This is a genomic window from Natronorubrum aibiense, assembly GCF_009392895.1.
Lineage (GTDB): Archaea > Halobacteriota > Halobacteria > Halobacteriales > Natrialbaceae > Natronorubrum > Natronorubrum aibiense.
The window spans coordinates 1,317,020-1,329,272 of record NZ_CP045488.1 but is presented as its reverse complement, the minus strand read 5'-3'; the positions used below and the strand labels follow the sequence as shown (position 1 = coordinate 1,329,272).

At 61.3% G+C, this 12,253-nt stretch carries 14 protein-coding genes; 7 read left to right on the top strand and 7 right to left on the bottom strand.

Annotated features, from left to right (window positions below):
- Nucleotides 1-132 precede the first annotated feature (132 nt).
- Nucleotides 133-789, bottom strand: a complete 657-nt coding sequence (locus GCU68_RS06560) for a DUF6517 family protein (protein ID WP_152940037.1) — start codon at nt 787-789, stop codon at nt 133-135.
- Nucleotides 790-916: 127 nt separating this feature from the next.
- On the opposite strand from GCU68_RS06560, the gene GCU68_RS06555 reads away from it, so the two are divergent.
- From GCU68_RS06555 to GCU68_RS21585, 3 genes are all read left to right on the top strand, one after another.
- Nucleotides 917-2,149: an MFS transporter gene (locus GCU68_RS06555; protein WP_152940035.1), complete on the top strand. Its 1,233-nt coding sequence runs from the start codon at nt 917-919 to the stop codon at nt 2,147-2,149.
- Nucleotides 2,150-2,277: 128 nt separating this feature from the next.
- Entirely contained in the window at nt 2,278-2,754 is a 477-nt protein-coding gene (locus tag GCU68_RS06550; protein ID WP_152940033.1) for a plastocyanin/azurin family copper-binding protein, read from the top strand.
- Between the two features lie 283 nt (nt 2,755-3,037).
- Nucleotides 3,038-3,634: a plastocyanin/azurin family copper-binding protein gene (locus GCU68_RS21585; RefSeq protein ID WP_227014950.1), complete on the top strand. Its 597-nt coding sequence runs from the start codon at nt 3,038-3,040 to the stop codon at nt 3,632-3,634.
- A gap of 147 nt (nt 3,635-3,781) precedes the next feature.
- Here GCU68_RS21585 and eif1A read toward each other — a convergent pair whose 3' ends face one another.
- Nucleotides 3,782-4,072, bottom strand: a complete 291-nt coding sequence (gene eif1A, locus GCU68_RS06540) for a translation initiation factor eIF-1A (protein ID WP_152940031.1) — start codon at nt 4,070-4,072, stop codon at nt 3,782-3,784.
- A 125-nt stretch (nt 4,073-4,197) separates the two neighbouring features.
- Here eif1A and GCU68_RS06535 point away from each other — a divergent pair, with 125 nt between their 5' ends.
- Complete coding sequence (locus tag GCU68_RS06535) at nt 4,198-4,377, top strand: DUF7470 family protein (protein ID WP_152940029.1); 180 nt, start codon at nt 4,198-4,200, stop codon at nt 4,375-4,377.
- A 64-nt stretch (nt 4,378-4,441) separates the two neighbouring features.
- Entirely contained in the window at nt 4,442-4,696 is a 255-nt protein-coding gene (locus tag GCU68_RS06530; RefSeq protein WP_152940027.1) for a hypothetical protein, read from the top strand.
- Nucleotides 4,697-4,720: 24 nt separating this feature from the next.
- On the opposite strand, the gene GCU68_RS06525 is transcribed toward GCU68_RS06530, so the two are convergent.
- A complete protein-coding gene (locus GCU68_RS06525; protein ID WP_152940025.1) occupies nt 4,721-6,694 on the bottom strand; it encodes a DUF460 domain-containing protein in 1,974 nt (657 codons plus the stop codon).
- A gap of 203 nt (nt 6,695-6,897) precedes the next feature.
- Here GCU68_RS06525 and GCU68_RS06520 point away from each other — a divergent pair, with 203 nt between their 5' ends.
- Nucleotides 6,898-7,248: a nuclear transport factor 2 family protein gene (locus GCU68_RS06520; protein ID WP_152940023.1), complete on the top strand. Its 351-nt coding sequence runs from the start codon at nt 6,898-6,900 to the stop codon at nt 7,246-7,248.
- A 179-nt stretch (nt 7,249-7,427) separates the two neighbouring features.
- On the opposite strand, the gene GCU68_RS06515 is transcribed toward GCU68_RS06520, so the two are convergent.
- The 4 genes from GCU68_RS06515 to rnz form a co-directional block, all read right to left on the bottom strand.
- A complete protein-coding gene (locus GCU68_RS06515; protein WP_227014948.1) occupies nt 7,428-7,856 on the bottom strand; it encodes a CBS domain-containing protein in 429 nt (142 codons plus the stop codon).
- A 154-nt stretch (nt 7,857-8,010) separates the two neighbouring features.
- Nucleotides 8,011-9,123 (bottom strand): pyridoxal-phosphate-dependent aminotransferase family protein, encoded by a 1,113-nt coding sequence (locus GCU68_RS06510; protein ID WP_152940021.1) that lies wholly within the window; start codon nt 9,121-9,123, stop codon nt 8,011-8,013.
- A 170-nt stretch (nt 9,124-9,293) separates the two neighbouring features.
- Complete coding sequence (locus tag GCU68_RS06505) at nt 9,294-9,554, bottom strand: hypothetical protein (RefSeq protein ID WP_152940019.1); 261 nt, start codon at nt 9,552-9,554, stop codon at nt 9,294-9,296.
- Between the two features lie 168 nt (nt 9,555-9,722).
- Nucleotides 9,723-10,649 (bottom strand): ribonuclease Z, encoded by a 927-nt coding sequence (gene rnz / locus GCU68_RS06500; protein ID WP_152940017.1) that lies wholly within the window; start codon nt 10,647-10,649, stop codon nt 9,723-9,725.
- Between the two features lie 263 nt (nt 10,650-10,912).
- Here rnz and GCU68_RS06495 point away from each other — a divergent pair, with 263 nt between their 5' ends.
- The gene (locus GCU68_RS06495) at nt 10,913-12,232 is read left to right on the top strand and encodes an RNA-guided endonuclease InsQ/TnpB family protein (RefSeq protein ID WP_152940015.1); all 1,320 of its coding nucleotides are present in this window, start codon (nt 10,913-10,915) and stop codon (nt 12,230-12,232) included.
- Nucleotides 12,233-12,253: the final 21 nt, after the last annotated feature.

Genomic DNA, 12,253 nt, shown 5'->3' with positions numbered 1-12,253 from the left:
TTGGCGTGGAGTGGCTTGTCCTCGAGGCAGATTGTTGGTCAGTCGCTGTCCTCAAGCATCGAACTCGACACCGTTTCTTCCAGCGACGGCTACCACCAGACTGTACGGTCGGAGAGAACCGTGGACGACTGGTTACGGGTGCTCGAGGTCTGCAAGCATCGTCCGCACCGAAGGCGACTCGAGTTCGTATCCCTGCAGCTGTGGATAGACCGCGACACAGACCACGAAATCGTTGCCGTGCTCGACGGCTTCGGTAACCTGAACGTAGATGTCGAGCGTGGTCGCCGCGGGAGCCAGTCGAGCCTGTCCGCGATAGCGCGCAAGCGTCGTGTCGGTGCCGAGGACTGACACCGATTCCTCGTCGGCGTACTCGACGTTTTGGAGTTCGTCGTAGCGCTCCTGGATCAGGGCGACGAGTTCGTCTGTCGAGTAGTCGCCGACAGGGTTGAGGGTCCGACCGAGGATCGAGACCTGCGGCGTCGCAAGGACGGCGAAAACCGCCGTTTGCAGTTGTCCGAGTCCGAGTACCTCGAGGTCGAGCGACCGATCGTATCTGGCGTTCCAGTTTCGGACCTCGATCGACCGCTCGAGACCGAATCGGTCGACGGTGCGCTCGAGGACGACTTCCTCGACGGCGTGTTCGCTGTAGCCGGTTTCCTCGAGGGCCGCCCGCGCGACGGTCGCCGGCGACGCGTCGAGGGTGTCCCGAACGACGTCCGTACAGCCGGCACCGAGTCCGAGGCCAGCACAGGCACCCGCCGCAAGGAGTTGTCGACGGCTGAGGTTCATCGACGGATACAGGCCGCCACGGGGCGAAAGAGTGTCGGTTCGACAGATGGCGTGTCAACGACGCGACCCCAGGATCGGCCACGCGAGACGAACGAGTTCATAATCCCGGAGTGGCAACGTACCGCTCGTGCACTCGAGTGACCGCGACCGGGTCGTGCTCGCCGCCGTCGTCTTCGCGGTATTGTTCTCGCAGCTGTTGCTGTATCCGGGCGTCGCGACGCTCGTCGAGACGCTGGGGGCGGACGCAACGACCTCGCCGTTCGCCGAGACGGCACTCGATGCGAGCATGTGGTTTCTTGTCGCCGAGTTCGCCGCCTACATCGCCTTCGTCGGCGTCTGGGGCGTCGCAAGCGACATGACGGGACGCCGAACGCCGTTTATTGTCGTCGGTGCGCTTGCGGGTGCCGTCGGCTACGCCACACTCGCCGTCGTCCCCGCCGTCGGATCGATCCCGTTCGAGGGCGTCCTCTTCTTGCGGGTCCTGCAGGGGGCGATGACCATCGGCGCGTTCTCGCTGACGATGACCATGCTGATGGATTTAGACGGTGGCCACGGCAAGAACATGGGCGCGGCGGGGATCGCGATCGGGCTCGGGGCCGCTCTCGGCGCGCCAGTCGGCGGCCAACTGACCGAACTCGATCCGCTCGCGCCGCTGGCCGGCGCTGCCGTCTTACTCGTCGGCGTCGGGGCGCTCGTCTCAGTCGTCGACGACCGCACGCCGAGCACTCGGCGGAGCGCCCGCGCACTCCTCGAAGGAATGCGCCGACGGCCAACGCTGTCGGTTCCGTACGTCTTCGGCTTCGTCGACCGGATGACGGCGGGCTTTTTCGCGCTGGTCGGGACGCTATACTTCCAGGAGACGTTCGGCCTCGGGCCGGCCATGACCGGGCTGCTGCTGGCGTGTTTCTTCGCGCCGTTCGCTCTGTTGCAGTACCCCATGGGCGCGCTGTCGGACCGGATCGGGCGCGCGATTCCGATCGTCGTCGGCTCGCTGTGTTACGGCCTCGGCATCCTCGCCGTCGGCGCTGCGCCGTCGGTCACGACCGCCGCGCTCGCGATGATCGCCGTCGGCGTCCTCGGCGCACTAGTCTCGCCCGCGACGATGGCACTCGTCACCGACATCGCCGGCGAAAGTGAACGCGGCGTTTCGATGGCCGGCTTCAACGTTGCCGGCAGTCTGGGCTTTCTCGGCGGCTTTCTCGTCGGCGGCACCGTCGCCGGCACCTACGGCTACGACCTCGCGTTTCTCACCGTCGGTGGCCTCGAGATCGCCATCGCCCTGCTGGCCGCGCCCGCGTTCCTCCGATACGGACTCGGCGGCTCGACGCGGCTTACCAGCGAGAAGAGCGACCGCGCCTGACCGCCCTCGTGGAGATTCCAACCAGTCATTGGCTGAGAAATACAGCAGATCAATGTGGTATGAAAACGCATGACAGCGTAACGACGGAGGATATCCATTTTTATGCACGGAATTCTAATTCATAGTCGATGGCACGAGATAACCCAATCACGCGGCGGAAGACGCTGAAGGTCACGGGCGCAGCAGCAGCAACCGCACTCGTCGCCGGTTGTTCCAGCGACGACGGTGGCGAGGGTAACGGTGACGAGAACGGTGGCGACGGTGGCGACTCCTACGAGATCGAAGCAGGCACGGAAATCGTCCTCTACGCCGAGACGTCCGGCTGGCAGGGCGAGGAGCCGTCCGACATCGCTGATACCACGAACCCGACGCTCGTCCTCACGGAAGGCGAGGACTACACGATTGGCTGGAACGAAGGCGACGGCCAGACCCACAACATCGAAATCTGGGACGAGAACGACGAAGTCATCGACGACCTCTCGACGGACGAGGCCTCCGAGGGTGGCGACGACCAGTTCCTCGAGTTCACGGCGAGCTCCGACATGACGACCTACGTCTGCAACCCACACCAGACGTCGATGATCGGCGACCTTCAGGTCGAATAACACGTTTCTATAGACGTTTTTTTGACAGCAGCGCACCGTACCGTTAGACACGGACCCGTGGAGTGGCCGCTCGCCATCCACGTGCCGACCGTTCGGACAATACGGTGTTGACGTTCGCGCCATGACAGTCACGTCTCCGTCGGGCTCGAGACCGTGCCACCGAAATGTTCCCCGACCATAATGTACTATTTTTATATCAATTAGGGTGTGAAGTAGACATGTGAATGACAAGAATCGGGTAAGGCGCCGAGCAGTGCTTCAAGTCGCCGGCGGATCGGCAGTCGTGTCGATCGTCGCAGGCTGTCTCGACCGGAGCCGCGTCGATTCCGACTCATCACTCGGCGCCGGTGGCGAGACGAACGGAACCGATGACGATACTGACGGCACAGAAACCGAGACAGCCTCGAGCGACGCGACCGACGAATCCGACGCAGCGGATGTCAACGCGGACGCGTCGGCCGACGACGAGGAGACAGCGTCCGAGTCCGATCTCGAGGATGACATGCCATCGGACGACGACCACGAGGAGACCGAGTCGGTGGGGCCGATCGCAATCGAGCCGGGAACGCGCATCACCCTCTACGGCGGGACGGCCGCGTGGGAGGGACTCGAGCCAGCGCCGATCGAGAGTGTCGAAAACCCGACGCTCGTCCTCGAGGACAGCGAGACCTACGAGATTGGCTGGGCCGACGGCGACGGCATGATGCACAACCTCGAGCTCCGAGACGTGGACGGGAACGTCGTCGACGATCTCGCGACGGAGCTGACTTCTGAGGGTGGCGACGGTCAGTTCCTCGAGTTCACAGCCAGTTCCGAGATAGCACAGTACGTCTGTGCGCCCCACGAAATGACGATGATCGGCGACGTACAAATCGAGTGACCCAGCCGCGGTTCATCGACCTCGAGCTAACAAACGAGCGGTATCGGCTCCGCTACCAGGCAGAAGTCTCGAGAGAACGCAGTTCGGTCCGCAAGCATGGCCGTCGGTGACGCCGTCTCGCTGTACGCACAGCACAGACGGGTGGACTTACTGAATGTGGCCTTCGCGGCGGAGTTGGTCGGCTTCGCTTTTCTCGTAGCGCCAGGTGATGTCGGCTTTCTCGTCCTGCCAGTCCCACGGCTCGACGAGAACGACGTCGTCCTCGCGGATCCAGATGCGTTTTTGCATCTTACCGGGGATGCGTGCCGTGCGCTCTTTGCCGTCTGCACAGCGTACTTTCACGCGGTTCGCTCCGAGCATGTTCGTGACGGTCGCGAAAACCTCGTCGTCCTCAGGCATCCGGAGGTTCTTCCGACCGCCCTCACCGTCGTCACTCATGGCCCGTAGTTCACATTCGAGCGGTTTAACCCTTTATCGATTCAGTTGACAGTCTCCGGACCGTCGTCGACCACGGAACCCGGAAAACCACGCCGTTTATTTCCCTCGGCTGGCCAGCCCTTCGTATGCTGAAAAACCTCGGTCCGCAAGGAATCGCCGGTCTCCTGATCCTTCTCGCCGGTGTCGGACTGATCGCCTCTCAGAACCTCCTGATCGCCGCTGGCATGGCACTCGTCCTCGCCGGTCTCGGCATCGTCGTCAAAGCGTTGATTTCCGGCATGCTCCAGAGCTTCGGGATGTTCTGACGGCCAGTCGAAGTCTGGCGACGCTGCAGCGAAGGGTTTTGTCGCTCCGTCACCTCGAGGACGTATGGGATACACGCTCCACTATTACGATCTCGTGTTGGCCTGTATCGCCGTGAGTCTCGGCCTCGGTGCCGGGATCGGCTACTTGACGCCGGTCCCACTCGAGCTCGCGATCGCCGTCTTCGGCGTCATCGCGATCGTCTTTATCGGGCACGCGCTGTTCGTCAACGGTCCGGTCGACGAGCCGGAGGACCTGACCGACGAACTCGAGGTCGAAGAGGTGCCACAAGTGCTGTCGCCGACAGGCTCCCCAGAGTAACCCGAAACCGAACGCGGGCGCGGCTCACACCTGATTGTCGCCCGCTCGGTGTTCGCTGATGAGTTGATCGACCATCGCCGCCTTGCGGTCGCGCTTTCGTTCTGCTGCGCGGTCGTGCCAGTCGTCGATGACCGCCTCGACGTCGTCCTCGCGGGCGACGGCGAGTTCGTCGACTTCCTGCATGGCGACGTCATCTGCGGGCCCGACTGGAATCTCGGCATCGAAGAGGATCTCGTCGGCGACCTCCGAGAGCCCGCCCTGTTTCAGGACGACCCGCGGTTCGAACTCGGCGAGCAGTTCGGCCGTCGAGCGGCCCGCCCCACTCGCATCACGTAAGAAGACGATGTCGCCGGCTGCGATCCCGTACTGCTCGTTGGCCTCGCGGAGCGCGCCCTTCGTGAACTTCTCGACGACCTTGACTGGGACCAGCCCCTCTTTTTCGGCCGAAACGTCACTGAAGTTCGAGTGGTCGAGCTTCCAGAGCGCTTTCATCCGCTCGACTTTCCGCTCGAGATCGTCCACCTCCTCACGGGCCGCGTCGCGTTCGCGCTCCAAGCGATCTGCCTTCCGCTCGAGTCGGGAGACCTCACGGTCTTTGCGGACTTTCGTTCGTTCCTCGCGACGGGCGACGCTGAGTTCGGTCTCGAGGTCATCGATGCGCTCGTCGCGGTCCTCGAGTCGCTCCTCGAGCGTCCCGACGTGTGATTGGAGGCGCTCGACCTGTCGCTCGAGGTCTTTGATCCGCTGTTCCTCGGGCGTCAGCTCGCGCGGTTCGTGGTCAGTCGACTCCGACTCGGGTTCTTCGTCGTCGTCTAAATCCCTGAGCACGGCTTCGACGCTCTCCTCGCCGGCGACGACGCGCGCCGTCACCTCGCCGCGGTCGAGCCCCGGCGGGAGCTTGGTGGCGATGCGCTCGAACTGGTTTTCGTGGGCGTCGAAGGCATACAGCGCCGCGGCCATCGCGTCGCGCTGGTGGTCGTCGTCGTAGGGGTCGTGACGCGTGCGGTGTTGTTTCTCGTCGATCGGCAGATCGCTCGAGGGGTTCCAGCCCGCCGCGTCGAAGCTCCGGCGAAACTTCTCGACCGTCTCGGGCATCGGCGTTACGTCCGCGGCGACGATGATCGGACGACCCCGTTCGACGATCCACTCGATCACGTCGGCGGTGTCGCTGGTCCGCGAACTCCAGACGTCTAACACCTCACCCTCGAGGGAAACGATCGCGGCTGCGGTCGTCGTGCCGGGATCGATACCGACGATAACGTGATCCCGTCGTTTGGCGAGCGGGCGGAACTCGATCCCGTCTCGGCGCTCGCGTTCGATCTCGACGCGGACGTCGCCCGACCGATTTCTCGAGACGGGGATGTCGCTGGGGCGGGCGGAGACGGTGAAGACGGCGTTCGCGTAGCCGCCGTAGGCCTCCCGGATCTCCCGATCGTACTCGAGGTTTGCGTCCTCGAGTGCGGACTCGACCTCTCGGGTTCGCTTCCGAACCGAGCCGTGGATGCGACGCGTGTAGCGGTCCTCGCTCCAGCCACCGCTGCCGGTCGAGCGCCCCCTCGAGACCTTGACCTCGGTCGTATCCGTAAACGCAGAGACCTCGTGGCCGACGTTGTGGGCGGCCAGCCGGGCCGCGGCTTCGGCCTCTTGCATCGGCTGTTTGCCGTAGGGGATCCCGTGGCGTTTCGCGACTCGAGAGAGCGGTTCGGGCTGTTCGGCACCCGTTACCTGCACGAGCATCGTCTCGGAAGGCAGCGAGCCGAGGAAGTGAATCAGCTGGTCCTTGTCGGCTGCCAGCTCGTACATGTTGTCCGTCGCGATGATCGCCGGCTCCTTGTCGTCGATCAGCCGCCGGAGTTTGCGGTGAGTGACGACGTCCCGCGTGAGGTCGTCACCGTCGTAGACCACGAGGGCGTACGACGGCGCATCGCCCCGCACGTCACCGCTTTGAATATCGACCCCGAAGACGACTGCATCGAGGGCACTCGTTCGCGTACTCACAGGCGGCTCTAGGGGCGAGTAGCGTATAAATCCGACGCGGGTTCTCGTCGACTTTCTGTGGCTATTATATTCAGAATCGGATTCGAAATTAACTCAGCGGGTGAAAAATTCGGACTTCCACCCCGTCAAACAGAACGAAGTTGGTGCTACTCCGTGTAAACACTATATGACTGTTCGTTGTACGCGCACCCGGACAACAAGCTATGAGTGATACAAACGCCGTGCTCGACCACCATCTTGACGCGTTCGCCAATCAGGAACTCGAGGAGATCATGGCCGACTACGGTGATGACTCAGTAGTCATCACGAACATGGGAGTCTTCCGAGGTCTCGACGAAATCGAGGAGCTGTTTGCGGATCTGTTCGACGAATTTGCCCAAGAAGGGGCGACCATTGAAGTGGATGACACCATCGTCGAGGATGAGTTCGCCTACCTCCTGTGGCACGCCGAAACGCCGGACAACAGCTACGAGTTCTGTACCGACACGTTCTATGTCCCCGAAGAGACGATTGACTTCCAAACCTTCGCAGGCAAGGTCGAACCCAAAAATTGAGAGCGGAGCAGAGGATATCCCAATTTTAGAACGGTCGATTCAGCAACCACAGATGCGCACTTGCCGCTAGGCTTTCTGTCAGTTGAAATGTATGTTCTCGCGGCTGTACAAGAGACAGGGCGCGTCTTCAGCACGCTTCGACAGTCAGAGAGTGATGACAGTCACTGCGAAAAGAACAATCACTGCCCGGAACGTTCGTTCCGCTCATGAAGGATCGTCTTGCGCAAGCGTGGTAGATAATGGGTGAGATTAGTCGTTGTGAGGATGCCGACGAGGTCGCCATCGTCAACGACAGGGAGCCGCCGGATTGAGTGCTCTTTCATCACGTCGGCTGCTGTGTGGATGCTCTCTGCGCTGTCGATCGTGATGACCGGCGCAGACAGAAACGAGTCGACACGGACGGATTCGATATCAGCGCCTGCTGCAACTTGCTGCATGAGATCTGACTCGGTCACGATACCAGTGATATCGCCCGTCTCGGGCGCAACCACCACCGTAGAACCAATGTTATGCTCTGCGAAGAGGACGGCAACATCACACGCCGTTGTCTCTCTATTGATGGTGCGCACCGAGCGTGTCATCACATCTCCTACTGGTTGATCAATCATGCCACACATTCGCTCCGAAGATGGTTAACCCTATTGCGGGCAGACATCTACAGATCAGTTGGTTCAGCACACGAGACGGACTGCTGTAACGATGGACCGGCGCGACCACAGGACGGGTCGCGGTTGCGCCGGAAAAGACTTACAGCGGTCCGTCTCAGAGGTCAGCGACGTCTTCGATAGCGTCGGTCAGTTCCTTGATCGACTCGAGGTCGTGTTCGCCCATGTGGCCGATACGGAACGTCTTCTCGCCGAGCTGGGAGCCGTAGCCGTTCGAAAAGGCCATGTCGTACTCCTCGTTGACGGTCTCGATCGTTTCGGCGACGTCGATTCCCTGCGTGTTCTCGATACAGGCCACGGTCTGGGACTCGTAGCCCTCCTCGGGGAACATATCGAAGTGTTCGTCGGCCCACTCTCGGACGTACTCGGCCATCTCGCGGTGGCGCTCGCTCCGTGCTTCGTGGCCCTCCTCGAGCATGTGTTTCATCTGCTTGCGGTAGGCGAGCATGATTGGAATCGCCGGCGTGGAGTGGGTCTGGCCTTTCCGCTCGTAGTAGTCGATCGTCCGCTGGAAGCCGCCGTACCACGAGGCGGAGTCTTTCTCGAGTTCGCGCTCGTAGGCATCGTCGCTGACGACACAGATCGCCAGCCCAGGCGGCATGGCGAATGCTTTCTGTGAGGAGGCGAAGATGACGTCGATGTTGTGCTCGTCGATGTCGACGTAGTCGCCACCAAGCGAGGAGACAGCGTCGACGACGAAGTAGGTGTCCGGATACTCGGCGACGACGTCACCGATCTCCTCGATGGGGTTGCGGACGCCCGTCGAACTCTCGTTCATTACGGTCGCGACCACGTCGTACTGTTTGTCGCTTTCCTCGAGTTCCTCGCGAATGTCTTCGGGTTTGATGGCCTGCCCCCACTCGTACTCGAGTCGGTCGACGTTTTTGCCCAGTCGCTCGGCGACGTTGGCATGGCGCTCGCTGAAGCTGCCACAGGTCGGGACGAGGATGTTCTCGTCGACGAGGTTGAGCGTCGATGCCTCCCAGAACTCCGTCCCCGAGCCCGTGAGGATAACGACCTCGTTGTCGGTGCCGAGGAACTCTTTCGTGTCCTCGACGATGGTCGTATAGAGGTCGGTCATCCGGTCCATGCGGTGACCGAACATCGGCTCGCACATCACCTCGATGACGTCATCGCGCACTTCGGTCGGGCCCGGAATATACAGCGTCTTGTCGGGATAGTCGGCTTTGTATTCGCGTTTTTCGGTCACAGAAACCACCTGATACGGTCAACTGAGTCGTGGGGTGGTATGGTACTTTTGATACCGCAGCGACGAATGGTGGGTGCGCGGTCATCGAAGCCGGTTCAGGACGTACCCAACGGGAGCGATCCCGAGGCCGTGAATCCGTCTCGAGTGGCGTATCTTCGAGACGAGGCACGCTACTCGAGTACCACAGGCCCACAGACCAACTCCCTGGCAGGATCGGCGCGAACATCGTCGGCGGCCAACGCAACGTGAGACTCACAGTACCGTTCGCGCTGCCGGTCCGACCGTGCTGGCTCGTGGACGACGAGATAGGTCGCTGTATTCCGACAGTAGGAAATTCCGCAGTCGCCGGTGTCGGTTCCGCCGTGGTTCGTGCTGCTCGTCCCATCAGAGAGAACGTGCGCCGTGGTTTCGTCGCACTCTTCGACGTCCATTGTAGCTTGACCTCGTGTTTCGACACGGTCCAGACACATAAATCTTTGAGTGTTGATAGCATACCACATATTTATCGAGAGACAATGTCGGAACGCACCGGTCGTTTCAGAGCACTCATCACTGTCGGTATCAGCGGTGAGGGCGGCACTGCGGCTGCGGGGACACCATCACTCGCCGGGATACGGAATCTCTAGTGTCTGTCCGTCCTCAGGGACGAACACCTCGCCGTCGAAGACCGTCCGGGCTTGCTCGAGATGGTCGTCGGTGTAGCCCGCATACCGCGAGGAGAGATGCATCAAGGCGAGCCGGTCCGCACCGGCCCGACGGGCGATTTCGGCGGCTTGCCGGGCCGTCGAGTGGGCCGTCGAGCCCGCGCGGTCGGCGCGGTCGTCGGCGAAGGTGGCGTCGTGGATCAGCAGTTCGGGCTCGTCCGCGACCTCGATCGTCGCCGTCGTCGGTCGCGTATCGCCGGTGTAGACGATCGAGCGGCCGGGTCGGGGCTCGCCGACGACCTGCTCGGGGTCGACGACAGTTCCGTCCTCGAGTTCGACCGACTCACCCGCGTGGAGTTTCGAAAACTTCGGCCCGACGGGAACGCCGAGTTCCTCGGCGTGTTCGCGGTCGAACCGACCTTTGCGGTCGTCTTCGACGAGGGCGTAGCCCACAGAGCGGGTGTCGTGGTCGGTGCCGAAGACGCGGACCTCGTACTCGTCTGCCCGATAGGCGACGTCGCCGTCGCCCACTTCGTTGATTCGCACCGGATACGAGGGACGATTACCGAGGGCGTTGACCAACCCCTTGATATCCCGGCGCGTGCCGCGTGGCGTGTGGATCGCCAGCGGTTCCTCGCGGTCATTGAACGCCATCGTCTGGAGAAGCCCCGGAATGCCGAGGACGTGGTCGCCGTGGAGGTGCGTGACGAACAGGTGCGAGATCGAAAAGCCGGTCCCGAAGCGCATCATCTGGCGCTGGGTGCCCTCGCCGGCGTCGAACAACAGTTGGTCGCCCTCTCGAGCGACGAAGAGACTACTCGGGTTTCGTTCAGTCGTCGGAATCGCCCCAGCCGTCCCCAGAAACGTCACGCACAATGACATCGCTCCATGCTCCGTGTGCCGTGACTAAACGCCCTTCGGATGGGCGATGCTGGAGTGTCAGTGTGCTGTGTATCGAACGCTGACCGACGTGGCGTTACTTCGTGCTTATAAAGAACAAGGAGAATACCCGCGCCTTTAGGCGCGGGATGAATCCGACAACTCATCCCACAATCCACCGTCGATAGCCCGGTCGGATATTCCACAGTATTCAATCCGAACTTTTACAATAGAAGCAAGTATAAGTGGTTATACAAGCGTTCAGAATGCTGGAAGTCCACCACACCCATCGAGCGAAAATCCTCAACTACGCGCAGGTAGAGGACTCGCTCGACCGACACGGATGGTCGGCCAGCAAACTCTGGAACGTCGCCAACTACCACTCCCGCCAAGTGTGGGAGGACACGGGCGAGATTCCTGACCACGGCGACCTCAAAGACGAGTTGAAGATCCACAACAAGTACAAGGGATTGCATTCGCAGTCCAGTCAGCGCGTTCTGGAGGAACTCGCTGAAGCCTTCAACTCGTGGTACGGCAAGAGGCAGTCTGACAATCGAGCGAATCCGCCCGGCTACCGCAAGAAAAACTACTACGACTCAGAAGGCCGTCGCGTCCACGAAGAACACCCTCGTAGCACGGTGACGTGGAAGCAAAACGGCATCCGACACGACACCAAGAACAACCGTGTGCGCCTCTCGAAAGGCGCGAACCACAAGGAACACCCCAAAGCGTGGGAATACATCCTTGTCGAGTACGAAACTCGTCCCGGCGTTACCGTCGAGAATCTACAACAGGTCAGGGCCGTCTACGACAAGGCAAAGGGACGCTGGGAACTGCACCTCGTCTGCAAAGACGAAATCGAGACACCCAACGCGCCGGGTAACGAAGCAGCGGGCATCGACCTCGGAATCTGTAACTTCGCCGCAGTCGCGTACAGTACCGAGCAAGCCGACCTCTACCCCGGCAACCGACTCAAACAGGACGGCTACTACTTCCCGAAAGAGATTGCCAAGTGCGACGATTCCGGTGGCGAACGAGCCACTCGTCTTCACAAGAAGTGGTCGGAGCGCCGAACTCACTTCTTCCACAGCCTCGCCAAACACATCGTTGAGAAGTGCATTGAGCGGGGCGTGGGACGTATCAACGTCGGCAAACTCGCGGGGGTTCGTGAGGACGACAACGGCGAGTCGAAGAACTGGGGCAAGCACGGCAACCTCGACTTGCACGGGTGGGCGTTCGACCGCTTCACGAACATTCTCGAATACAAGGCGAAAGTCGAGGGTATCGAAGTCGTAGAAGTGTCCGAGCACGAGACGAGCAAGACGTGTTGCGTCTGCGGTAGGAAAGACGATAATCAGCGTGTCGAACGTGGCTTGTACGTCTGTGAGGCGTGTGATGCGGCGTTCAACGCTGACGTGAACGGGGCGGAGAACATCCGTCTCAACTTGAATCAAAGTAACTCTGAGTCTGCACCCGATTTGGGTGGAGATAGGAGTACCGGCTGGTTGGCACAGCCCGGAGTCTACCTTCATGACTTGTCCCACGGATTCTCACCGAGGGAACAAGTGGTAGACTGCAAACCCTAATATCCCAAACGCGGTCGGGAT

What these genes read in the sequence shown, in the direction of transcription:
- GCU68_RS06505 (WP_152940019.1), bottom strand. Translation starts at nt 9,554, where the DNA reads ATGGACGTCGAAGAGTGCGACGAAACCACGGCGCACGTTCTCTCTGAT.
- rnz (WP_152940017.1), bottom strand. Translation starts at nt 10,649, where the DNA reads ATGTCATTGTGCGTGACGTTTCTGGGGACGGCTGGGGCGATTCCGACG.
- GCU68_RS06535 (WP_152940029.1), top strand. Translation starts at nt 4,198, where the DNA reads ATGCTGAAAAACCTCGGTCCGCAAGGAATCGCCGGTCTCCTGATCCTT.
- GCU68_RS06515 (WP_227014948.1), bottom strand. Translation starts at nt 7,856, where the DNA reads ATGATTGATCAACCAGTAGGAGATGTGATGACACGCTCGGTGCGCACC.
- GCU68_RS06495 (WP_152940015.1), top strand. Translation starts at nt 10,913, where the DNA reads ATGCTGGAAGTCCACCACACCCATCGAGCGAAAATCCTCAACTACGCG.
- GCU68_RS06530 (WP_152940027.1), top strand. Translation starts at nt 4,442, where the DNA reads ATGGGATACACGCTCCACTATTACGATCTCGTGTTGGCCTGTATCGCC.
- GCU68_RS06550 (WP_152940033.1), top strand. Translation starts at nt 2,278, where the DNA reads ATGGCACGAGATAACCCAATCACGCGGCGGAAGACGCTGAAGGTCACG.
- eif1A (WP_152940031.1), bottom strand. Translation starts at nt 4,072, where the DNA reads ATGAGTGACGACGGTGAGGGCGGTCGGAAGAACCTCCGGATGCCTGAG.
- GCU68_RS06520 (WP_152940023.1), top strand. Translation starts at nt 6,898, where the DNA reads ATGAGTGATACAAACGCCGTGCTCGACCACCATCTTGACGCGTTCGCC.
- GCU68_RS06560 (WP_152940037.1), bottom strand. Translation starts at nt 789, where the DNA reads ATGAACCTCAGCCGTCGACAACTCCTTGCGGCGGGTGCCTGTGCTGGC.